Source organism: Flavobacterium sp. U410, from assembly GCF_053570605.1.
The window spans coordinates 25,301-47,678 of record NZ_JBSEFI010000015.1 but is presented as its reverse complement, the minus strand read 5'-3'; the positions used below and the strand labels follow the sequence as shown (position 1 = coordinate 47,678).

The window sequence follows — 22,378 nt, the reverse complement described above, 5'->3', positions numbered from 1 at the left end:
ATTAGTTATTATTATTTTGTTGTAATTTTTTTATACTATTAATTCGGTCTGCAAAGAAACTACTTTTTTCTGGATATTTCAAAATTAAAATTTCATAAGCTTGTATGGCACGTTGATATTTTTTTTGTTCTAAATAAATCTGTGCCAAGGTCTCTGTCATCAAATGCGTAGGTTCTTCAAGGCTTTTACTGATATTTACTAATCCGGAAGGACTGTCTTTTGAGGGTGTAATTTTTGGATTGGATTCAATAAATTTATCGATTAAATCGAATTTTTTAGTACGTTCTTCGTCAATTTCAGGCGTTTTTTCAGATTCATTTCGTTCAATTGGAGCAACTTTCGTTAGTTGTAACCATTCATTGAACGAGTGTTTTTCTCCTAAATTGAATTGAAGTGGTTTGCCAATATCTAATTTTTCTTCAAGAGAAATCTCAGGAATTTCTTCCGCTGTCGGAATCTCTTCTGGAACTTCTTCTTTTATAGCAGCTAAACTTTCTTGAAGTTCCGAAATGTTTTCTGGAGCAATCCATTCACTTTCAATTACTTCAATAGTGTCTATGACCGACTGTTGTTCTTCAATTTGCTGTTTTTGAAGTGTGTTGAATTCGTCAGAAGTAATGAAGTCAAATAAGATACTTCGATCGTTAGTAAATGCAGCTGCTTTTTTTAACTCATAATTATATCGAAAGCTTTGATTGTTATACAAACCTTTTAAATATAAAGCTCGAACCGATTGAAAATAAGGAAACTGCTGAATGATAGCTTCTAATAATACCGTTTGGTTGTCATTAATAGCTTCAGGTTTATTGAGTAAGTATGTTAAGTCGTTAGCGTTCAATTAGAGTATATTTTACCATTTAGCCAATGAGGCATTAAAAATATCTTGAGTTATACGTTCGTAAATTTCTTCTAAAGCCGTTGTTAAACGACTTCCTACCATTTGTTCATTTGCCGGATAGTCATGATAAAACGAGAAACGTTTCTCAAAATCATCATCTTCATGTTTTTTACTAGAAAAACGAACCATAACGGTAATAGTTAAACGGTTTTGTGCTGCCAATTGATCTGCAGTGGCAGTCATTGGTGTTATACGGTATTCTACAATTTCGCCTTCGTAAACCAAATCACCATCATGTGTAACCAAATTTAAATTAGTTTGATTTTGAATTAAATCTTGTAAGCGAAGAGTGAATGTTCTTTCAATTCCCGGTTCAATTAAATCGGCAGTATTTTGAAAATAATTAACTTGATAGGTTTCGGCATCAAGGTTTCCAATTCCCGTAAGGTTATAGTTCACTTTGCATCCCGTGAATAATAGGATAATACCAAGTAATGAAAAACTATATTTTATTTTAGATACCATAATTATAGATCGTATTGTTTGATTTTTCTGTACAATGTTCTTTCAGAGATTCCTAATTCGTCAGCGGCTGCTTTGCGTTTGCCTCGGTTGCGCTCCAATGCTTTTTTGATTAACTCAATTTCTTTGGCCTCCAAACTTAAGGTTTCTTCTTCAATAGCATCCTCAAAAATATATTGGTCGTCATCCAAATCTTCGTGCTGATATTCTTCTGGTGAGATCATGTTGTTTTCTTTTACCGGAATAATTTCAGTTTCGGGTTGTTGTTCAAAAATGACATCTTCTTCTTTTTGACCGTAAATGCGCTGAATCAGGTTCTTGTTGTTTTCCTGAACTTTTGCACTTCCGTTTTGCATGAGTTCCAAAGTTAACTTTTTCAAATCATTCAAATCGGCTTTCATATCAAAAAGCACTTTGTATAGAATTTCTCTTTCGTTGCTAAAATCGCTTTCCGCTTTGGCATTATTCACTACCGAAGGTAAATTAGTTCCTTCAGCCGGAAGATAACCTTGCAAAGTAGGTAAAGAAATATCTCTATTGGTCTCCAAAACCGAAATTTGTTCGGCAATATTTCTCAACTGACGAATGTTTCCGCTCCAACGATAACGTACTAAATATTGAACAGCATCATCGGTTAATCGGATAGGAGGCATTTTGTATTTTTGTGCAAAATCTGCTGAAAATTTTCGAAACAAAATATGAATATCATCTTTGCGTTCGCGCAACGGTGGAAGATGAATTTCAACAGTACTCAAACGATAATATAAATCTTCACGAAACTTTCCTTTTGAAATGGCTTCATGCATGTTCACATTGGTAGCCGCTACGATACGAACATTGGTTTTTTGAACTTGAGATGAACCCACTTTAATGAATTCGCCATTTTCTAAAACACGTAACAAACGGACTTGAGTCGTTAAAGGAAGCTCGCCTACTTCGTCTAAGAAAATAGTTCCGCCATCAGCTACTTCAAAATAACCTTCACGAGTAGAAGTTGCTCCGGTAAATGAACCTTTTTCGTGACCAAAAAGTTCACTGTCAATAGTTCCTTCCGGAATGGCACCACAGTTTACGGCAATATATTTTCCGTGTTTACGGTGCGAAAGCGCATGAATTATTTTGGGAATACTTTCTTTACCAACACCACTTTCACCAGTAACCAAAACCGAAATGTCTGTTGGTGCTACCTGAATTGCTTTTTCAAGTGCACGATTTAATTTGGGATCGTTACCAATGATTTCGAAGCGTTGTTTTATATTTTGAATGCTTTCCATTTTTTTTAGTCTGAAAGTCGAAAGTTAAAAGTCAAAAAAAGAAATTCTTCAGTTTTTGAGCTTTAATTTTTAACCAAATATTATTGCATGTTTTCAGAATAACCAGCTGCTTCTCCAATTAAAGTAGCAGCGGTACAATCTGAAATTTTTACCAAAACGAAATCGCCTGGTTTGTAATTTTCTTTTGGAAAAACAACTACTGTATTTTGCGAATTTCTTCCGCTCCAGTGTTTGTCAGAACGTTTTGAATCTTTTTCGATTAAAACTTCTACTGTTTGTCCCACAAAACGCTGTGTTCTTTCTAAAGCAATGCGTTGTTGTAAATCGATAATTTCGTTTAAACGACGTTTTTTTACTTCTTCCGGCACATCATCTTCCATTTTTCTGGCAGCCAATGTTCCCGGTCTTTCCGAATAGGCAAACATAAATCCGAAATCGTAACGAACGTGCTCCATTAAGGATAATGTATCTTGATGATCTTCTTCGGTTTCTGTTGGGAATCCTGAAATCATATCTTGTGACAAAGAAATATCCGGAATCAATTCGTAAATTTTGTCAACCAAAGCAATATATTCTTCACGGGTATGCTGACGGTTCATTTCTTTCAAAATGCGAGTGCTTCCTGATTGAACCGGCAAGTGAATGTATTTACATATATTATGGTGTTTAGCCATTACTTCAATAACTTCCACGTGCATATCTTGTGGGTTTGAAGTGGAGAAACGGAAACGCATTTTCGGGAATTGAGTAGCACATTGGTCTAACAATTGCGCAAAATCAACCGCTGTAGCTTTTTGCATTTCGGTTGCCTTGTCAAAATCTTTTTTCAAGCCGCCGCCATACCATAAATAACTGTCTACATTTTGACCTAAAAGTGTGATTTCTTTAAAACCTCTATCCCATAAATCTTGAATTTCTTCTAAAATACTATGGGGGTCACGGCTGCGCTCTCTTCCGCGTGTAAACGGAACAACACAAAAAGTACACATATTATCACAACCGCGAGTAATAGAAACGAATGCCGAAACACCATTGCTGCTCAAACGCACCGGTTGAATGTCGCCATAAGTTTCTTCTTTAGAAAGAATAACGTTAATGGCATCACGACCTTCTTCCACTTCTTTTAAAAGGTTGGGAATGTCTTTGTAGGCGTCTGGACCTACAACCATGTCAACGATTTTTTCTTCTTCTAAAAATTTATCTTTCAAACGTTCGGCCATACATCCTAAAACGCCCACTTTCATCGATGGATTGATTTTTTTGATGGCATTATATTGTTCCAAACGTTTGCGAACGGTTTGTTCTGCTTTATCTCTGATCGAGCAAGTGTTTACTAAAACTAAATCGGCTTCTTCCAAGTTTTGAGTCGTGTTGTATCCTTCGTTAGCTAAAATAGAAGCTACGATCTCACTATCCGAAAAATTCATTTGGCAACCATAACTTTCTATGAAAAGTTTTTTACTGTTCCCGTCCTTTTGTTCTTGTACAAGGCTTGTACCTTGTTTATTTTCTTCAATAATCTTTTCCATTTATAAAAATCCCAAAACGTTTAGTGGGCAAAGATAATACTAAATTCTAAAAAGTGACAAGATGTCATATTATCTTTAACGATTAATTTGTGATAAAAACAACAATAGCCGAAAAATTTAAAAAAAACTTCTACTTTTGCCTCAAACAAAATGAACATGGCAAAGAATTTAGTGATTGTTGAGTCACCTGCAAAAGCAAAAACTATCGAAAAATTTTTAGGAAAAGAATTTCAGGTAGAATCGAGTTTCGGACATATTGCCGATTTACCTTCGAGGGAAATCGGTGTAGATGTAGATCACGATTTTAAACCGAAATATGAAGTTTCCAGTGATAAAAAAGCTTTGGTGAAAAAACTCAAAGATTTAGCTAAATCGGCCGAAACCGTTTGGTTGGCTTCCGATGAAGACCGCGAGGGAGAAGCTATTTCTTGGCATTTGGCAGAAGAGTTGAAATTAAAACCGGAAAAAACGAAGCGCATTGTTTTTCATGAGATTACAAAATCGGCTATTCAGAAAGCTATTGAAAATCCGAGAGGAATCGATTATAATTTAGTAAATGCACAACAGGCACGACGTGTTTTAGATAGATTGGTAGGGTATGAGTTGTCGCCGGTATTGTGGAAAAAAGTAAAAGGTGGACTTTCTGCCGGTCGCGTACAGTCGGTTTCTGTGCGTTTAATTGTGGAACGCGAACGCGAAATTCAGCATTTTAATTCGGAAGCTTCCTATAGTATAGTAGCAGAATTTGCTAACGAAGCCGGAAAGACGTTTAAAGCGCGCTTACCGAAGAATTTTGGTTCCAAAGCAGAAGCGGAAGCTTTCTTGAAACAAAATATCGGTTCTACTTATAAGGTAAGTGATTTAGAAACCAAACCAACTAAAAAATCACCAGCGGCTCCATTTACGACTTCAACGTTACAACAGGAAGCGGCTCGTAAATTGTATTTACCCGTTGGAATTACAATGCAAATCGCACAAAGATTGTATGAAGCCGGATTGATTACCTATATGAGAACGGATAGTGTGAATCTTTCTCAAGAGGCTATGGGTGCGGCTAAAGCGGAGATTGAAAGCTACTATGGGAAAGAATTTTCTCAACCGCGTAATTTTGCTACTAAATCAAAAGGCGCTCAAGAAGCTCACGAAGCAATTCGTCCAACAGACATGAGTCGTCATACGGTTGATTTAGATCGAGATCAGGCTAGATTATATGATTTGATATGGAAGCGTACTTTAGCTTCACAAATGAGTGATGCGCAATTAGAACGTACCAATGTGAAAATTGAAGCATCTAATCATAAAGAAAACTTTGCTGCTAGCGGTGAAGTGATCAAGTTTGAAGGGTTTTTAAAAGTGTATTTAGAAGGGCATGACGATGACGAGGAAGAGCAAGAAGGAATGCTTCCGGCTTTAAAAGTAGGCGAGAAGCTTGAAAATCATAATATAGTTGCTACAGAACGTTTTTCACGTCCGCCAAGCCGATATACGGAAGCGTCTTTGGTGAAAAAGTTAGAAGAATTAGGGATTGGTCGTCCGTCAACATACGCACCAACAATTTCTACAATTATTGCGCGTAATTATGTAGAGAAAGGATCTAATGAAGGAGTAGAACGAAAATACAATCAGATAATATTAAAAGGAACTGAAGTAGTTGCTAAAGTTTTAACAGAAACTACAGGTTCAGATAAAGGAAAATTAGTTCCTACAGATATAGGTATCATTGTTAATGATTTCTTAGTGACTAATTTTGAAACAATTTTGGATTACAACTTCACGGCAAAAGTAGAGCAAGACTTTGATGAAATTGCCGAAGGAAAAGAAGATTGGGTACAAATGATGAAGGATTTTTATAATCACTTCCATCCGAATGTAGTAGATGTTGAAAAAAATGCCGATAGAGAAACGGGAGAGCGTATCTTAGGTGTTCATCCGGAAAGCGGAAAACAAGTGTCTGTTCGTTTAGGGAAATTTGGGCCAATGGCTCAAATTGGTGATGCTGAGGATGAGAATAAACAGTTTGCGAGTTTGTTGCCGGAACAAAATATAGGTACAATTACTTTGGAAGAAGCTTTGACTTTGTTTTTATTGCCAAAGGCGCTGGGTAATTATGAAGATGAAGAAGTGGAAGTGAACAATGGTCGTTTTGGGCCTTATGTTCGTTTCGGAAAGACTTTCATTTCGCTTCCAAAAGGAGAAGAGCCTTTGGATGTTTCTTTAGAAAGAGCGGTTGAGTTAATAGAAGAGAAAAAGCAAGCAGATGCCCCTATTGCTAGCTATGAAGGAAAACCGGTTCAAAAAGGGGTTGGTCGTTTTGGGCCATTTATTAAATGGGACGGAATGTTTATTAATGTAAATAAGAAATATAACTTTGATAAGTTGACTGGTGAAGATGTAAAAGAGCTTATTGAAGATAAAATACAGAAAGAAAAAGATAAACTGATTCATGATTGGGCAGAAGAAGGAATTCGAGTGGAGAAAGCCCGTTGGGGACGCTCTGTTATTCTAAAAGGTAAGGTTAAGATAGAGTTAGGGAAAGAAGTAGATGCTGAGAAATTAACGCTAGAGCAAGTAAAAGAATTAATAGAGAAGAAAGCTCCTGCTAAAAAAACAACGGCTAAGAAAACTACAGCAAAAAAGACAACGACCAAAAAGAAATAAGGTATGGTATTTGATTTTTTAAAGCCTGTAGGAGATGATTTTTTACGTTTTTTAGAAACATTGTCGCCTCAAGCGTTAGGGAAGAAAACGCTTTTTAATAGTAAAAATGAGTTTCCTGATTTAGATGAGGTACAAGTGGCTTTAATTACAGTGAATGAATATAGAGGTATGGTCGAATCGAATGCCGATATAGATTTCATTACTTTTCGAAAATATTTTTATAGTCTTTTTCCTGGTAATTGGAAGATTACTTTGGCAGATTTAGGAACAATTAGTCCGGGAGATTCTATCGAAGATACCTATTTTTTGGTGAAATCTGTTTGTGAAGATCTTTTAAGAAAAGGAATAGTTCCGATAGTTATAGGAGGTTCTCAAGATTTAACGTATGCTATGTATCGATCATATGATGCGTTAGAGCAAATGGTGAATTTAGTAACGGTGGATAGTAAATTTGATTTTGCTAAAGAGAGTGAGTTGGTGGCTAATTCTTATCTTTCTAGGATAATTGTTGAAGAGCCAAATAATTTGTTTAATTATGCAAGTGTAGGGTATCAAACATATTTAAATTCTCAAGAGGAGATAGATTTAATTGAGAAGCTATATTTTGAGGCCTATCGTTTAGGGCAGATTTCAAATAATATAAGTATTGCAGAACCTGTTTTCAGGGATGCAGACATGGTGAGTATTGATATGTGTTCAGTGCAGTCGTCGTTTTCAGGAAATTTTATACCTTTTAATCCTAATGGGTTTGATGGTAAGGAAATTTGTGCATTGGCTAGATATGCAGGGATTAGCGATAAAGTTTCAACTTTAGGAGTATTTAATTTTAATAATTCAACAAAAGAAGTATCTTTGGTCTCGCAAATCCTATGGTATTTTTTAGAAGGAGTTGCTCTGAGATCAGGAGAATATCCTTTTGGAACAAAAGAGAATTATTTTAAATATATTGTTCCGATTGATGAAGATGAATTGATCTTCTACAAAAGTGATAGAACGGGTAGATGGTGGATAGAAATACCATTTATTTCAAATGTAGATAATAAAATAAAGAAAAACACGTTATTACCTTGCTCGCATGAGGATTATTTAGCGGCTTGCGAGCAGGAAATACCAGAACGATGGTGGAAGGCACAACGGCGTAATTTGCTATAAATAAGCTTTAAAACAAATATTTTATGCAATGTTTCCAAGGCATTTAAGATTTTTTTAAGGTTTTTTTCGAAAAATATTGTTTTTTTCAAAATTATTGAATAGGTTTACGCCCTTAAAAAGTAAAAAAATTTTTAACCCAAATTTTATATGAAGAAGTTAGTTGCATTTTCAGCAATCTTGTCATTGTTTATCAGCTGTGGTAAGGGCGATAGAGGTGAATTAGTTGGTGCGAAAAGTAAAAAATGGCATCCTGAAAAACCGTATGGAATGACGTTAGTTCCTGGTGGAGCTTTTATTATGGGTAAATCAGATGATGATTTAGCTAATATTCAAGACGCTCCTACAAAAACTGTAACTGTTCGTTCGTTTTATATGGATGAAACAGAGATTACAAATGCTGAGTATCGTCAATTTGTTAATTGGGTAAAAGACTCTATTGTTAGAACAAAACTTGCTATATTGGCTGATGAGGTAGGTCAAAAGCCATCTGAGGGTGGTAGAGGGGAAGGAAGTATAGGAGACTATGCTTTTGCTGATGCTAATGTTGAAGAGATGTCTCCTTATGATAAATATATGTATGAGAATTACTATAGTATAGGTGAAGGGGATGATATTTATGCGGGAAGAAAGCTGAATCATAAGGTTAAATTGATCACAGATCCACAAAAATATCCTGATGAATATTATGTAGAAGTTATGGATTCTATGTACTTACCAGAATCGGAATCTTATAACGGGTTGAAAACTATGGATGTATCTAAATTGCAGTTTAGATATAGAGAAGTAGATTGGAATAAAGCGGTTAAAAAGAAAGGAAGAAAAGGATTATATGCTGAAAATCCTCCTATTGAAATTTATCCTGATACTACAGTTTGGATTAAAGATTTTGCTTATTCTTACAATGAGCCTATGCATAATGATTATTTCTGGCATGCGGCTTATGATGAATATCCTGTAGTGGGTGTTAACTGGAATCAAGCGAAAGCATTTTGTGCATGGAGAACTTTGTATAAAAACTCTTATGTAAAGAAAATGAAAGGTAGAGATCAAGTGAACTCTTTCCGTTTGCCTACAGAAGCAGAATGGGAATATGCTGCAAGAGGAGGTATCGAATCAGGTACTTTTCCATGGGGAGGGCCTTATGCTAAAAATGACAGAGGTTGTTTTATGGCTAACTTTAAGCCAAATAGAGGAGATTACGCTGCTGATGGAGCTTTGTATACAGTAGAAGCAAGATCTTATGAGCCAAATGATTTTAACTTATATAATATGGCTGGTAACGTAGCGGAATGGACTCAATCTTCTTATGATCCGGGGGCTTATGAATTTGTTTCTACGATGAATCCAAATGTTCCAGATCAAAAAAATCAAAGAAAAGTTGTAAGAGGTGGTTCTTGGAAAGATGTTGGATACTTCTTGCAATCAGGAACTCGTGATTTTGAATATGCAGATTCAGCTCGTAGTTATATCGGCTTTAGAACAGTTCAGGATTATATGGGTACTGATGCGACAGCAACTAGACCTAAATAATGAAAAAGTATTTAACCAATTTTAATTATATTAACTTAACTAACTAAAATTATTTATTATGGGAATTTTAAGTCCAAAAGCGCAAGCATTTCTTTATGGTATTGGTGCTGCAGTAGTAATCGTAGGAGCTTTATTTAAATTGATGCACTGGCCTGGTGCAGGTCCGATGTTGATTGTTGGTTTGTTGACTGAGGCGTTAATCTTTGCTTTGTCGGCATTTGAAGTTCCGCCAGCTGAATTAGATTGGACTTTGGTTTATCCTGAATTAGCAGGAGGTCAAGCTAAAGAAAAAGGAAAAAAAGCTGAGAATCCAACTGAAGCTCAAGGGTTGTTGTCTCAAAAATTAGACAACATGTTAAAAGAAGCTAAAATTGATGGTGCTTTAATGGAAAGCTTAGGAAACAGTATTAAAAATTTCGAAGGAGCTGCTAAAAGTATTTCGCCAACTGTGGATGCTATTGCTTCTCAGAAAAAATATGCAGAGGAAATGGTAAGTGCTGCTAAAAACTTAGAAACTTTAAATGGTTTATACGCTTCGCAGTTAGAAAGTGCAGAGAAAAATGCTACTGCTAATGCTGAAATTGCTGAAAATGCGGCTAAATTAAAAGAGCAAATGCAATCTATGACTTCTAATATTGCTTCATTGAATGCAGTTTATGGAGGTATGCTTTCTGCTATGAGTAATAGATAATTTTTGAAATTATCAATTATTCAAATTAATTAATTTATATAAACTATTAAAAGAAAAATTAAATAATGGCAGGAGGAAAATTAACCCCTAGACAGAAGATGATTAACCTAATGTACTTGGTTTTCATCGCTATGATGGCATTAAATATGTCAAAAGAGGTTTTGACCGCTTTTGGTTTGATGAATGAGAAATTTGATACAGTAAATTCATCTTTGTCAGATAGTAATACAGCTTTGTTAGGTTCTATTGAACAAAAAGCTACAGATAGTCCGGATCAATTTAAAGAGGCTTATAAAAAGGCTTCAGAAGTGAAAGCAGTTTCTAAAGAGTTTTATGATTTTCTAGGAAAAACGAAATCTTCTGTAGAGTCAGGATTTGAAAAAGAAAATGGAAAATTGCCTTATGAGGCTATGGATAAATCAACTATCGATGAAAAGTGGTTTTCAGGAGATGGTTATTCAGCTGAAGGAAAGGCTATCGTAGATTCTTTTGATAAATATAGAAAAGGTATTGAATCAGCTTTAGGAAACAATGTCAAATATCAAGTTATTTTAGATAATTTGAAAAAGAAGTTTTCAACTGAAGATATTAAAGATGGTGAAGGAGTTAAAAAGAAATATCTAGATTATCATTTTAAAGGTTTTCCTGCAATTGCAACTGTTGCTAAGTTGAGTGCTTTACAAAATGACGTTAAATCTTTAGAAGCAGATATTTATAATGCATTTTTAGGTAATGCTTTAACTACTGTTGCATCTTTTAGAAATTATAATGCAATTGTAATTCCTGAGAAGTCAGCTTATTTTGCTGGAGAGCAGTTTAAAGGTAAAGTAGTTTTAGGTCGTTATGATAAATCGACTGTTCCTACAAAAGTTGTTGTAAACGGAGGCGAAATCGACTTGGCAAACTCTTTACAAGACGGGCAAGTTATGTTAGGCTTCAATGCTGGAAATGTTGGCGAACATGAAATCAACGGTAAATTTACTTTCATGGAAGAAGGTAAACCAGTTGATATTGATATCAAAGGTAACTATGTAGTTGTACCTAAACCAAATTCAGCTACAATTTCAGCAGATAAGATGAATGTAGTTTATCGTGGTGTTGTAAATCCAATGACTATTTCATTTGCTGGTATTTCTGATGATAAAGTTTCTGCTAGTGCTCCTGGTTTATCTAAAGGCGGTAAAGTTGGTCAGTATAATATGAGTCCTGGTCAAGGTAGAGAAGTTACTATTAACGTGACTGGTAAATTGCCTGACGGACAAAGCGTTTCTGATAAAAAGACTTTCAGAATTAAAGATATCCCTGCTCCTCAAGGAAAAATCCGTAAAGAGGTTGCTGCTAAAGGACCTAAGTCTAGTTTATTAGCTTCTACAGTTACTGCTGAATTAGACGATTTCGATTTTGCTTTAGATGTACAAGTTACTGGATTTAACATTAAAGTACCTGGACAACCTACAATTGTTGTTTCTGGTAGCAAGTTAGATTCTAGAGCTCAAGCAGCTGTTAACAAGGCAGGTAGAGGTGATGTTATTATCATTTCTGAAATCAAAACTAAATTGGCTGGTAGTGCAATTATGTTGAAGAAAACGGCTCCTTGTACGTACGAGGTGCAATAAAAAATGTATTTTTAAGTTTATTTTTTAAACGCTAAAAAGAAAATAAAATGAATTGGAGAAAAATTATATTAGTTCTGGCATTAGGTTTAAGTTCATCTTTTACATTTGCTCAATCTAATCTTTTAAATGCAAAGACTCCTGATCAAATCGGGAAAAAAACAGATGCAGAGTTAGTTGCTGACAACGATACACCACTTCCTTACGGTTATGTAATGGATAGAGATGTTTTGATGGGAAAAAGAGTTTGGGAAATTATCGACCTTGATGAAAGAGTAAATTTTCCGTATTACTTTCCTGTTGAAGGTGACATCATGAAAACCAAAGAAAGACAACCGTTATATAATGTGTTAATTAACGCAATTAAAGATGGTAAAATTACTGAGGTTTATGACTCAAGTTACTTTACAGATAAGAAATCTATTAAAGACATTGAAGCTTCTTTGATGTATATTGATACCACAGATGCTGGTCGTGAATATTTCAATGCCGGTGAAACAATTCCGGAAGAGTTTATTACTAAGACTGAAATTGAAGCATATCATGTGGATTCTTATAAAATTGTTGGATACTGGTATTTTGACAAACGTCAAGGAGAATTAAAATATCGTATGTTAGGTATTTGTCCGGTTGTACCAGATGTTTATACAATGAACAGTGATGAAAAAGATTATATCGAATTGTTTTGGGTTTATTTCCCTGCTGCAAGAGATGTATTACACGAGGCTAAATCATTTAATGATAGAAACTCAGCAATGCCTTTTTCATTCGACCATTTGTTAAATGCTAGACGTTTTAGTTCCGTTATTTACTTGGAAGAGAACGTTTATGGAGATAGACAAATTAAAGATTACATGCAAGAAAATGCTCAAATGCAATTGTTAGAAGCGGATAGAATTAAAGAAAAAATCCGTGACTTTGAACAAGATATGTGGAATTATTAAGATAATTTTTCTCCAATTTATAAAAAACTCCTACCAAGCTTGGTAGGAGTTTTTTATTTTTGCACCATGAAAGATTATTTAGTTATAGGTTCAGGTTTAGCAGGAGTTTGTTTTGCTGAATTTGCTTCTCTGAGAGGAAAAGATTTTTTAGTATTCGAAAATAATTCTCAGCCTTCTTCTATGGTAGCAGGAGGTTTGTATAATCCCGTTGTTTTGAAGCGTTTTAGTGAGATCTGGAAAGCTCAAGAACAGTTGGATATTGCACAAACTTTTTATCCAAAACTTCAGGAGAAACTAAATGAAGTTTTTGATTATCCAATGCCTATTTTTAGAAAATTTGCATCTATTGAGGAACAAAATAATTGGTTCGTAGCGGCAGATAAACCATCTCTTTCATCTTTTTTAAACCCCGTTATTTCTCATAAAAGCTATGAAAATTGTCCGGCTCCTTTTGGCTTTGGAGAAGTTTTGTATTCTGGTTATTTAGATATTCAAAAATTAGTTTTGGGGTATAGAAAACATCTTCTGGATGTCAAATTATTAATTCAGGATTCTTTTGATTATGATGCTATAGTAGTTCATGAAAATTTTGCGGAGTATAAAGGAATACAGGCTAAGCATATTGTTTTTGCAGAAGGTTTCGGATTGCATCAAAACCCTTTTTTTAATGATTTGCCACTAGATGGTACCAAAGGTGAATTGTTACATATTAAAGCACCTAATTTAAAGTTAAATGAGATTATTAAATCTAGTGTATTTATACTTCCAATAGGTAACGATTTATATAAGGTAGGAGCAACTTATAATTGGGAAGATAAAACGAATGAGCCTACAAAAGCTGGAAAAGACGAATTGATTGAAAAACTAAACGAATTAATCACTTGTGATTATGAAATTGTGGAGCATCTAGCGGGAGTTCGACCAACTGTTAAAGATAGAAGACCATTAGTTGGAACACATTTCGAGCATAAAAATCTCCATTTACTGAATGGCTTAGGAACAAGAGGAGTAATGCTAGGACCGTTTTTAGCTAAAAGTTTATTAGAATATTTAGAAGAAGGAGCGATATTAGATAAAGAAATAAACATCGAAAGATACTATAAAAAAAGAGCTAAATCTTAGCTCTTTTTATGCGGTATTTCTTCAGCGTGTTTTTTCCAATCTTTGTCATAGCTCACAAAGAAGTTAATCCAGATATTTCTGGACAATCTCATACTTACAGGCATAAAAACAATTAAAGTCGCAATAATAGCAACAAAAGCTGTTTTTAAATTTGTACCTATAAATACATAAGAAATGATAAAAGCAGCGACACTAAATGCAATTCCTAGGGCATAGCTCACATACATGGCACCATAAAAAAATGAAGGTTCCATTTGATATTTTGTGTGACAGTGACTACAGGTTTCGTGCATTTTATATACCTTGCTGATGTGATAAGGATTGGAGTCCTCATACATACTCTCTTCATGACATTTAGGACAAGTTCCTGTTAAAATGCTATAGAGTTTGGATCCTTTTTTTAACATTTGCAAAAAATTTATACAAAGATACTACAAGTTGTGCCGTTAAGTGTAACAATTGTAACAAAAAATAGATATGTTAAACATTCATAATTTATCGGTTTCATTTGGTGGAACTTATCTTTTCGAAGAAGTGACTTTTCGCTTGGGAGCAGGTGACAGAGTAGGTTTAGTAGGTAAAAATGGTGCAGGAAAATCAACCATGTTGAAAATCTTAGCCGGAGACATCAAACCTGATTCGGGTGTAATTGCTGCCGAAAAACAAATAAAAATAGGTTTCCTACGTCAAGATATCGATTTTGAATTGGGAAGAACGGTTTTGCAAGAAGCTTATCAAGCTTTTGAAGAAATTCTAAAAGCCGAATATCGAATAGACGAAATTAACCACGAATTAGCTAATAGAACCGATTATGAAAGTCAAACGTATCACGATTTAATCGACGAATTAGGAGAAGTAACGCACCAATATGAAATTTTAGGAGGTTACCAATACAAAGGAGAAACCGAGAAAATATTATTAGGTTTAGGATTCAAAAGAGAAGAATTCAATAATGTAACTGAATCTTTTTCAGGAGGATGGAGAATGCGTATCGAATTGGCAAAATTGTTATTGCAAAGCAACGATGTTTTGCTTCTGGATGAGCCAACGAACCACTTGGATATCGAAAGTATCATTTGGTTAGAAAGTTTCTTAAAATCATTCCCTGGAGTTGTGGTGATTGTATCGCACGATAAAATGTTTTTGGATAATGTGACCAATAGAACCATCGAAATTTCTTTGGGAAAAATATACGATTTCAATAAACCCTATTCAAAATACTTGGTTTTAAGAGAGGAAATTAGAGAAAAGCAATTGGCAACTCAAAAAAATCAAGCGAAGAAAATCGAAGAAACCGAGAAGTTAATTGAGAAGTTCAGAGCAAAAGCTTCAAAAGCTTCTATGGCGCAATCGCTAATCAAAAAATTAGATAAAGTGGAACGAATTGAAGTCGATGAAGACGATAATTCGGTAATGGCTATTTCGTTTCCGGTTTCCGTTACGCCGGGAAGAGTCGTGGTTGAAGCTGAACACGTTTCTAAAGCTTTTGGCGATAAAAAAGTACTTTCCGATATCTCACTTTTAGTGGAACGAGGCAATAAAATTGCTTTCGTTGGTCAAAATGGACAAGGGAAATCAACGTTTATCAAAGCTATTGTAGACGAATTTCCATACGAAGGAAGCATAAAATTAGGTCACAACGTGCAATTGGGTTATTTTGCTCAAAATCAAGCGGAATATTTAGATGGTGAAAAGACCTTGTTAGATACTATGTTAGACGCGGCAACTGACTCTAATCGTTCTAAAGTTCGCGATATGCTAGGTGCTTTTCTTTTCCGTGGCGACGATGTCGAAAAGAAAGTAAAAGTACTTTCCGGAGGAGAGCGAAACCGTTTGGCACTTTGTAAATTGTTGTTGCAGCCCATTAATGTATTGCTAATGGATGAACCTACCAACCACTTGGATATTAAGTCTAAAAACATCTTAAAAGCAGCTTTAAATGATTTCGAAGGAACTTTGTTAATCGTATCGCACGATCGTGATTTTTTACAAGGGTTGACTAACACGGTTTACGAGTTTAAAGATCAAAAAATCCGAGAATATTTGGGCGATATCAATTTCTTTTTGGAACAAAAAAACGTTCAAAACATGAGAGAGATTGAGAAAAAAGATAACGTTTCATCGGTAAAAACCAATGTACAATCCGAAAAGAAAAGTCTTTCATATGAAGAGCAAAAGAAACAAAAATCACTGCAAAACAAGTTGAGTAAAATTGAAAGTCAAATCCAGCAATTGGAAAAAGACATTCAAAAAGACGACAAACATTTGGCGGACAATTATGAAAAATTGATGGAAGATGCAGCCTTTTTTGCAGCTTACGAACAAAAAAAGAAAGATTTAGACCAACTATTAATCGATTGGGAAAATGTACAATTAGAAATAGATTCTTTAAATTAGTCCAATTTCTTTAGAATGTTGGATGGCTTCATTGCTAAATTTAAAATAGAAGGTTTCTATATTCAGTGAGCTAATGGTTTCTAGTTTTTGTATGGTTGATGTTTTTTTTGAGTTTCCTACTTGCCGGATGTAAATTGCTTTAATGTGTAAAGGAAAAATTTTGCAAATTGCTTCATATAAGTGAGGGTCATCTTGTGTGTCATCGCCTAATAAAACGTATTTTAAGTCGGGATAAAATTCTAAAACGTGTTTGATCTTTTCAAATTTATGATTGTGATTACCTCTTCCTGTTAAAAAAAGTTGGGTTAAATTGGTTTTAATATCTTTTAAAAGTAAAACAGCTTTTGGTAATTCTTTTAAATCAATAAACTTTGTAATTAAGCTATATAAGTTCCATTCGCTACTTGAAATATAAAAAAAAGCATTGCTTTCTTCTTTGTTTTTTCTTCCGGCTGTTTGTAGAGCTTTATAATGTAGAACTACATCGTCAAAAGCTTTTCTTTTGCTTACATTTTGAAAAAGTAAAACGTAAAGTTTTTTGAAAGGGTTTCGGGAATGCGATATTAAAAAAGTATCGTCAATATCTGAAATGACACCAAATTTTCCTTTCGGAGGTTTTATAAAACTAGAATGTGATTCAATTTTTTCTTGATTGTAGAGCATAAAAACAACATATTCATGCCAACCGCTTTCAATGTTTTTTTCAAAAGGAATACAAAACTTAAAATAGCCGTCATCTAAAGTTTTGGTTTCTATAACTTCACCATTTAATTCTAAAAAAATAGATTGATTTGGTATTGTTTTTAATTGGAACAAATGAATAATTGATCTTGCATTTCTGAAATTTGTCTTCTCAAAATCATAATTTGCTTTATCACTTGGCTTAAAAACATGCCCCATAACTATTAACTCTTGATTATTTGCATAGCCATGGTATAATTTAATTATAGGATTCACTTTTTATTATTTAAATTTGAGTTATTGATAACAAATTACGAATTAATATGAAACCAAACGGTAAATATTTAATTATTGTTAATCCTATTTCCGGTGATAAGGATAAATCTGGACTTTTAGAGAAGATTAAATTATTTTTTGAAGATTCAAAAAGCGAATGGGTTATTTATGAAACTACAGGTGAAAAGGATATAGAAGCAATTCAGCAATTGTTTTTTGATAATAAACCGGAGAGAGTAGTTGTTGCCGGAGGAGACGGAACAATTAAAATGGTTGTGGAAGCGTTAGAGAATGAAGATGTCATTTATGGATTGATTCCCGCCGGATCAGCTAATGGTTTTGCTACTGATTTAAATATCCCGACTGAAAATGAAGACGCCTTAAGAATTGCTTTTCACAATCCGTACACAGTCATTGATATTGTTGAAATAAACGGTATGAAAAGTTTACATCTGAGTGATATAGGTTTAAATGCTTTACTGGTCAAAAATTATCAAAATTCAGATAGTAGAGGAAAAATAGGCTATTTGCAGCAGGTTATTCCAACACTTAAAGAAGCCGATGATGCTTTTAAAATTTCAATTGAAGCCGATTCAGCTTCTGTTAAATGTGACGCTAAAATGGTTGTTTTTGCAAATTCTCAAAAGTATGGTACTGGCGTAGTTATAAATCCAATAGGAGTCATTGATGACGGCAAATTTGAAATTATAATTTTAAAGAATTTAGATTTACTCGTGATAGCAAAAATAATGACCGGAAATGTTGCGGTTTCAGACGAAGATATACACATTATTTCGACTACTTCAGCAAAAATAAATTTAGAAAAACCGGTAAGTTTTCAAATGGATGGAGAATATTGCGGAAAAGTTGATTCTTTAAGTATTAAAATATCTAATAATAAAATTAAAGTAGCCACTCCTTAGTTTTTATTTAAAAGGATGTCTTTCGTGCCAGAAAACTTCGGGTTCCAGTTGGGTGAAAATTTGATCCATGTATCTGTTAATAAGTTTGTTAGTGTGAAAGATGAATCCCGACATTTTAACGGCTTTGGCTCCAATAGAGCTTTTGATTTCTAAGGCAGTTCTGCCAAAAATAATTTTTCGAAATCCATTTTCTATTCCAAAAGCGGTCATATTGTACAACATATTTAAATACAGCATTTTTTCCTTTTGAATGTTTTCGTCATACCCTAAAAAATAGGTTTCTAACGTTTCTCCGTTCAATAGTAAAGAATGAAATCCTACCAGTTGATTTTCGTTATAATACCCAAAGATTTTAAATCGGTTGCCACATTGTTTTTTAAAGGTAGAAAAGTGGTCTTTAGCCAAAAAGAACGTATTGAAAGGAGCATTAAGTGCTACATAATGATACAGTGCGTACAGTTTTGCTTCCTGTGCTAAAACATCTTCAAAGGGAAGCTCTCTTACAATAATTCCTTCCGATTTTTTACGGGCTCTTTTGTATTGATCTCGGTATTTTTTTAATAAAGCATTAGTGTAATCTTCCATAGTTTTCCATTCGTCAGGAAGATTTAAAATCATATTAGGTTGTGTAGAAAACTCATAAATGTTTTTGAAATTATGCTTTTTTAATTCCACCGAACAATCTTCGTAAAAATCTTTAAAACTAACCAAGTGTATGGTGATGTTTTTTTCTCTGAAATAGGCAATAATTGCTTGGGAACAGTCGTGCATGACCTGACTAATTTCTTCAAAAGAAATCTCATGATTAAAAGTGTAACCATTTTGCCCGGTAATCATATTGTTGCCCAAAAACAAAACGTGTGAAGCAAAATTTTTGAAGACAAAATTCCGGATTTGGGTTTTGAAACAATGATCGCGCTCTCCAAAAGATTCTAATTTGTTTAGATTGAGATATTGCGCTAAAGCTGTTCCAATAAGTTTCTCATTTTCAAAGATACCAATAAAAAAACATTCCATATTTACAGGCGCCGATTTTTCGAGAACTTGTAAGTATGGTGTTTGTAAAAAATGATTGTGGTGAGAAATGGAATCCCAATTTTCCGGTAAATCTTTCGTATGATGAAATAGGGTAAAGTGAATATTTTTCAAAGCAAAAAAATGTCCTATTGTTTGAATAGGACGAAAAAGGTTAAATATTATTTTTTAGTGCCAAGCGCAAATAATAGCTCCCATCAAAGTTAAAGAAACAATCCAATATCCAGATGTGATTAGGATATATTTCCACGATTTTTGTTCAAAAAGGCTGTTAATTGCAATAATAGGAAGTACAAATAAAAGGCCACATATAAAACCATGAAGAGCTCCATGTTTAGCACTTAGGAAGTTTTGTCCGTGTACTTGCATAAAAGCCAAATACGCTTCGTCAGCGGCATTTCCTCCTACTGATTGTAGTACACCAATCTGATGAATAACAAGTGAAGGAACAAAAAAAGCAATTAGCAAAGAAAAAACTAAAGTAAGACCAAAGATTTTGACCATGTTTCCTTTTTGGGCTTTTTCTTCTGTCATACCTGTTTCTTGCATCCAAATAGTTCCGAATACTTTTGGGTTATACCAAATGAATCCCACTATAAAAGTCGATAACGCTGCTACAATAGCTGCAATAGGATTGAAAAGCATAATTAAATAGTTTTTGGTTAGTAAATCAAAGATAGCGAAAAAAGAAATCCGTTGATAAAAAAGCTAGATAAGCAGAGAAAAGCGAAGAATACCTAATTCTAGGTATAAAAATACCTATTAATAAGGATTGTTTGAAGAAGATGTAGCTTATACTTTTGAAAACAATGAAATGGATAAAGAGGTTAATTTGGTAGGGGTATTTAATTTAATAATTCTTATTCATTTTAGAGGTAAATTAAAAAAGTAATGAGTACACTAATGAAACTTTTCAAATTAGATTTAAGCTATTCAAAAATAGTTCTTTCTGTTTTTGGGCAGGCTCATTACTTTTTAATTGCCATTTTTCTTTTTAAATATGACTTAATCGAAAAATTAGACAATCCCTTTCTTTTGGATTTCAATTTTTATTTCATATTATTGTCTAGTGTTTTATTTTCTGTAACCTGGTTCTTTATGAATGTAGGTATTACAATAATGGTTCTGTTTTTTGAGCATAATGGAAATTATGATGATGCAACTACAATTTTTATCAATACAATGATCAGCTCTGTAGTGTATCTTACAATTTCATTATTTTTCAATTATATTTTTGGACTAGGTTTTTGAACACTTTATAGTTGTCTCTTATTTGTTTTTGGCTTTTAGAGTGATTAAAATAATTTTTAAGAAAAGAAGAAGCTAACTTAAAAAAATATATATTATATTATGGCTGTTACCCCAAGTTGTGGAGAACAAATCTCTATTGAAGATGCAAAGCAATTAATAAATGCATTTAAAGAAAAATATCCTAATGAAATTCAGTGTTCATTCGTAGGAGTTGAAAAAATAAATCTAATTTTGAATCAGGAGGGCTGTATAGGAATCAGGCTCTATAATGGTTATGATGAAAGCTTAGAGCGATTTTCTGCTGTCTTAGTAGGGGTAGATGCAGGAGGAAATGATATAATGGCTATTATTATTGATAGAGCTAAACCTTGTCCTCCCGACTGTGACGTCAAAAGTTTATTAAATAATTAAATGAATTTTGTAGTTCTATTAGATGTTCTTGCTGATATTAGTTATCTCTTAGGAATAATTCCGTTATTTATTTATATCTATAATAGGAAGAAGGTAAATCAGGAAACGGTTTACCTTTTATCTTTTCTAGTGTTAATGTTTGTAGTAAGTATTTTTGATCCGCTTAACCAAAAATATTTTAGAATTTCTACAACTATTTGGTATAGATTTTACTGTATTATAGAATTTTATACGGTGCTTTATTTTTATTATAAGGTACTGAAAAACAAAAAAATAATGTTCTTTTTCGGTATCTTGTACTTCTTGGTTTATACATATTTGTTAAAAGATTTTTCATTTGACCAAAAGGTTTATAACGATATGCCTATTAATTTGATTATGGTATTAATGGTTATTGTATTAAGCGTTCAATGGTTTATAGAAGTTTTCAAAACAATGGAAGATATTCCTTTGTATAATCGTTCAGCGTTTTATTACATTTCTAATTTCTTAATATTTTATTGCGGAACTTTTTTGGTTCTTTTAATGGCTGATTATCTGAGACAAGAAAAATTAGGGATTACCAGTTTTTGGGTTATTATTGCATTGTTAAATGTTATAACAAAAATTGTTTTAATTGTTGTTATTTGGAAGTCAAGTCCGAAAAAATTAATAATGAAGATTTAAAATGTAGTAACTTTTGTAATTTTGGTGCTGAAATAAGAATCAAATGAAGTGTGCTTTGTAGTCAATAACTATTTAGCATTTTTTTTGATTGAAAAATGTAGGAGTGGATTATTCAAGTCAAGTTGGAAGCTTAATTATTATAGGTACAGGGCTAATCGTTATTTTAGTTCTGATCTTACTTTTTTTAGCCGTTTTTTATCAAACGAATTTATTAAAAATCAAAAGGAAGGAAGCTGAGCTACTTTTAAAAGCTTCTTTAGAAAGTGAAAAAAAGGAACGTCAACGCATTGCGGCAGATATCCATGACGGTGTTTCCGGAGATTTAAACGCAGTTCGCAATTTTATAGCTATTCTTCTTCGGTCTGAGACTGATGAAGGAAAAAAAGAAATGTTTACGGAAATTAAAAGTGGAGTAGAAGCAGCTTTAGAAAATACACGATTAGTGTCTTATAAATTAATGCCTCCGTTATTAGAAAAAGCCGGCTTTTTACCTGCGTTTAAAGATTACCTTGACAGGATTAATAACGAAACACAGGTTTTTACCTTGAACTATCAGGGTTCTGATCACCAAATTCCTTCAGAGCAAGCGTATGAGTTGTTTCGAATACTTCAGGAATTTACGTCAAATATGATGAAGTACGGAAACATAACATCATGTAATTTTGTATATACTGATTTTCCCGAAAGTTATCAAATAGAAATACAAGATGATGGTATCCCTTTTAATTTTAAGGAGCAATATGCTGTATCAAAAGGTGCAGGATTAAAGAACATCAGCTCTAGAATTAAAGCTATTGAAGCTAATTTTGAACAAATTCCAGTGGAAAGGGGCAATAAATTCGTAATTTTGGTAAAAAAATAAGAA

21 protein-coding genes are annotated in these 22,378 nt (G+C 33.5%); 13 read left to right on the top strand and 8 right to left on the bottom strand.

Translation table 11 applies throughout. The features are described 5' to 3' along the window. Position 1: 1 nt before the first annotated feature. The 4 genes from ACUSJC_RS10895 to miaB form a co-directional block, all read right to left on the bottom strand. Positions 2-838, bottom strand: coding sequence for a tetratricopeptide repeat protein (locus ACUSJC_RS10895; protein WP_449269593.1), 837 nt, complete (start codon positions 836-838; stop codon positions 2-4). A 12-nt stretch (positions 839-850) separates the two neighbouring features. Beyond that, on the bottom strand, positions 851-1,363 hold the full coding sequence (gene lptE / locus ACUSJC_RS10890; protein ID WP_449269592.1) for an LPS assembly lipoprotein LptE: 513 nt from the start codon (positions 1,361-1,363) through the stop codon (positions 851-853). 2 nt (positions 1,364-1,365) lie between these two features. Beyond that, positions 1,366-2,634: a sigma-54 interaction domain-containing protein gene (locus ACUSJC_RS10885; protein ID WP_449269591.1), complete on the bottom strand. Its 1,269-nt coding sequence runs from the start codon at positions 2,632-2,634 to the stop codon at positions 1,366-1,368. 80 nt (positions 2,635-2,714) lie between these two features. After that, the gene (gene miaB, locus ACUSJC_RS10880; protein WP_449269590.1) at positions 2,715-4,163 is read right to left on the bottom strand and encodes a tRNA (N6-isopentenyl adenosine(37)-C2)-methylthiotransferase MiaB; all 1,449 of its coding nucleotides are present in this window, start codon (positions 4,161-4,163) and stop codon (positions 2,715-2,717) included. A 156-nt stretch (positions 4,164-4,319) separates the two neighbouring features. On the opposite strand from miaB, the gene topA reads away from it, so the two are divergent. The 7 genes from topA (at position 4,320) to ACUSJC_RS10845 (ending at position 13,873) form a co-directional block, all read left to right on the top strand. Next, complete coding sequence (gene topA, locus ACUSJC_RS10875; protein WP_449269589.1) at positions 4,320-6,821, top strand: type I DNA topoisomerase; 2,502 nt, start codon at positions 4,320-4,322, stop codon at positions 6,819-6,821. 3 nt (positions 6,822-6,824) lie between these two features. After that, positions 6,825-7,973, top strand: a complete 1,149-nt coding sequence (locus ACUSJC_RS10870) for a formimidoylglutamase (RefSeq protein ID WP_449269588.1) — start codon at positions 6,825-6,827, stop codon at positions 7,971-7,973. Positions 7,974-8,120: 147 nt separating this feature from the next. Next, complete coding sequence (gene porK / locus ACUSJC_RS10865; RefSeq protein WP_449269587.1) at positions 8,121-9,503, top strand: type IX secretion system lipoprotein PorK/GldK; 1,383 nt, start codon at positions 8,121-8,123, stop codon at positions 9,501-9,503. Between the two features lie 58 nt (positions 9,504-9,561). Beyond that, complete coding sequence (porL, locus tag ACUSJC_RS10860) at positions 9,562-10,194, top strand: type IX secretion system motor protein PorL/GldL (RefSeq protein WP_449269586.1); 633 nt, start codon at positions 9,562-9,564, stop codon at positions 10,192-10,194. A 65-nt stretch (positions 10,195-10,259) separates the two neighbouring features. Next, the gene (gene porM / locus ACUSJC_RS10855) at positions 10,260-11,810 is read left to right on the top strand and encodes a type IX secretion system motor protein PorM/GldM (protein ID WP_449269585.1); all 1,551 of its coding nucleotides are present in this window, start codon (positions 10,260-10,262) and stop codon (positions 11,808-11,810) included. Positions 11,811-11,857: 47 nt separating this feature from the next. Continuing rightward, positions 11,858-12,751 (top strand): type IX secretion system ring protein PorN/GldN, encoded by an 894-nt coding sequence (gene porN / locus ACUSJC_RS10850; RefSeq protein ID WP_449269584.1) that lies wholly within the window; start codon positions 11,858-11,860, stop codon positions 12,749-12,751. 66 nt (positions 12,752-12,817) lie between these two features. Further along, positions 12,818-13,873 (top strand): NAD(P)/FAD-dependent oxidoreductase, encoded by a 1,056-nt coding sequence (locus tag ACUSJC_RS10845; protein WP_449269583.1) that lies wholly within the window; start codon positions 12,818-12,820, stop codon positions 13,871-13,873. Here ACUSJC_RS10845 and ACUSJC_RS10840 read toward each other — a convergent pair. After that, a complete protein-coding gene (locus tag ACUSJC_RS10840) occupies positions 13,870-14,280 on the bottom strand; it encodes a DUF983 domain-containing protein (RefSeq protein WP_449269582.1) in 411 nt (136 codons plus the stop codon). The genes ACUSJC_RS10845 and ACUSJC_RS10840 overlap by 4 nt on opposite strands. 70 nt (positions 14,281-14,350) lie before the next feature. Between ACUSJC_RS10840 and ACUSJC_RS10835 the strand changes: the two genes are divergently transcribed. Beyond that, positions 14,351-16,270: an ABC-F family ATP-binding cassette domain-containing protein gene (locus ACUSJC_RS10835; RefSeq protein WP_449269581.1), complete on the top strand. Its 1,920-nt coding sequence runs from the start codon at positions 14,351-14,353 to the stop codon at positions 16,268-16,270. On the opposite strand, the gene ACUSJC_RS10830 is transcribed toward ACUSJC_RS10835, so the two are convergent. Then, positions 16,262-17,227: an App1 family protein gene (locus tag ACUSJC_RS10830; protein WP_449269580.1), complete on the bottom strand. Its 966-nt coding sequence runs from the start codon at positions 17,225-17,227 to the stop codon at positions 16,262-16,264. The two genes, ACUSJC_RS10835 and ACUSJC_RS10830, sit on opposite strands and share 9 nt — an antisense overlap. Before the next feature lie 47 nt (positions 17,228-17,274). Here ACUSJC_RS10830 and ACUSJC_RS10825 point away from each other — a divergent pair, with 47 nt between their 5' ends. Continuing rightward, a complete protein-coding gene (locus tag ACUSJC_RS10825; protein WP_449269579.1) occupies positions 17,275-18,150 on the top strand; it encodes a diacylglycerol/lipid kinase family protein in 876 nt (291 codons plus the stop codon). Positions 18,151-18,153: 3 nt separating this feature from the next. Here ACUSJC_RS10825 and ACUSJC_RS10820 read toward each other — a convergent pair whose 3' ends face one another. Together ACUSJC_RS10820 and ACUSJC_RS10815 are read right to left on the bottom strand one after the other, a co-directional pair. Further along, on the bottom strand, positions 18,154-19,299 hold the full coding sequence (locus ACUSJC_RS10820) for an 8-amino-7-oxononanoate synthase (protein ID WP_449269578.1): 1,146 nt from the start codon (positions 19,297-19,299) through the stop codon (positions 18,154-18,156). A 54-nt stretch (positions 19,300-19,353) separates the two neighbouring features. Next, entirely contained in the window at positions 19,354-19,830 is a 477-nt protein-coding gene (locus ACUSJC_RS10815; protein ID WP_449269577.1) for a DUF1761 domain-containing protein, read from the bottom strand. 246 nt (positions 19,831-20,076) lie between these two features. Between ACUSJC_RS10815 and ACUSJC_RS10810 the strand changes: the two genes are divergently transcribed. The 4 genes from ACUSJC_RS10810 to ACUSJC_RS10795 all read left to right on the top strand — a co-directional run bounded on the left by ACUSJC_RS10810 (position 20,077) and on the right by ACUSJC_RS10795 (position 22,375). Then, positions 20,077-20,436 carry a hypothetical protein gene (locus ACUSJC_RS10810; protein WP_449269576.1) on the top strand — a complete coding sequence of 120 codons (360 nt, stop codon included), beginning with the start codon at positions 20,077-20,079 and terminating at the stop codon, positions 20,434-20,436. A 99-nt stretch (positions 20,437-20,535) separates the two neighbouring features. After that, positions 20,536-20,847 carry a hypothetical protein gene (locus tag ACUSJC_RS10805; protein WP_449269575.1) on the top strand — a complete coding sequence of 104 codons (312 nt, stop codon included), beginning with the start codon at positions 20,536-20,538 and terminating at the stop codon, positions 20,845-20,847. Further along, on the top strand, positions 20,848-21,513 hold the full coding sequence (locus tag ACUSJC_RS10800; RefSeq protein WP_449269574.1) for a hypothetical protein: 666 nt from the start codon (positions 20,848-20,850) through the stop codon (positions 21,511-21,513). It begins immediately after the preceding gene. 88 nt (positions 21,514-21,601) lie between these two features. Then, positions 21,602-22,375 carry a sensor histidine kinase gene (locus ACUSJC_RS10795; protein WP_449269573.1) on the top strand — a complete coding sequence of 258 codons (774 nt, stop codon included), beginning with the start codon at positions 21,602-21,604 and terminating at the stop codon, positions 22,373-22,375. The last annotated feature ends 3 nt before the right edge of the window (positions 22,376-22,378 follow it).

Bases quoted from the DNA above. Each gene is read 5' to 3' on its own strand.
- lptE (WP_449269592.1), bottom strand. From the start codon at position 1,363: ATGGTATCTAAAATAAAATATAGTTTTTCATTACTTGGTATTATCCTA.
- ACUSJC_RS10885 (WP_449269591.1), bottom strand. From the start codon at position 2,634: ATGGAAAGCATTCAAAATATAAAACAACGCTTCGAAATCATTGGTAAC.
- miaB (WP_449269590.1), bottom strand. From the start codon at position 4,163: ATGGAAAAGATTATTGAAGAAAATAAACAAGGTACAAGCCTTGTACAA.
- topA (WP_449269589.1), top strand. From the start codon at position 4,320: ATGGCAAAGAATTTAGTGATTGTTGAGTCACCTGCAAAAGCAAAAACT.
- ACUSJC_RS10870 (WP_449269588.1), top strand. From the start codon at position 6,825: ATGGTATTTGATTTTTTAAAGCCTGTAGGAGATGATTTTTTACGTTTT.
- porK (WP_449269587.1), top strand. From the start codon at position 8,121: ATGAAGAAGTTAGTTGCATTTTCAGCAATCTTGTCATTGTTTATCAGC.
- porL (WP_449269586.1), top strand. From the start codon at position 9,562: ATGGGAATTTTAAGTCCAAAAGCGCAAGCATTTCTTTATGGTATTGGT.
- porM (WP_449269585.1), top strand. From the start codon at position 10,260: ATGGCAGGAGGAAAATTAACCCCTAGACAGAAGATGATTAACCTAATG.
- porN (WP_449269584.1), top strand. From the start codon at position 11,858: ATGAATTGGAGAAAAATTATATTAGTTCTGGCATTAGGTTTAAGTTCA.
- ACUSJC_RS10845 (WP_449269583.1), top strand. From the start codon at position 12,818: ATGAAAGATTATTTAGTTATAGGTTCAGGTTTAGCAGGAGTTTGTTTT.
- ACUSJC_RS10840 (WP_449269582.1), bottom strand. From the start codon at position 14,280: ATGTTAAAAAAAGGATCCAAACTCTATAGCATTTTAACAGGAACTTGT.
- ACUSJC_RS10835 (WP_449269581.1), top strand. From the start codon at position 14,351: ATGTTAAACATTCATAATTTATCGGTTTCATTTGGTGGAACTTATCTT.
- ACUSJC_RS10825 (WP_449269579.1), top strand. From the start codon at position 17,275: ATGAAACCAAACGGTAAATATTTAATTATTGTTAATCCTATTTCCGGT.
- ACUSJC_RS10815 (WP_449269577.1), bottom strand. From the start codon at position 19,830: ATGCTTTTCAATCCTATTGCAGCTATTGTAGCAGCGTTATCGACTTTT.
- ACUSJC_RS10810 (WP_449269576.1), top strand. From the start codon at position 20,077: ATGAGTACACTAATGAAACTTTTCAAATTAGATTTAAGCTATTCAAAA.
- ACUSJC_RS10805 (WP_449269575.1), top strand. From the start codon at position 20,536: ATGGCTGTTACCCCAAGTTGTGGAGAACAAATCTCTATTGAAGATGCA.
- ACUSJC_RS10800 (WP_449269574.1), top strand. From the start codon at position 20,848: ATGAATTTTGTAGTTCTATTAGATGTTCTTGCTGATATTAGTTATCTC.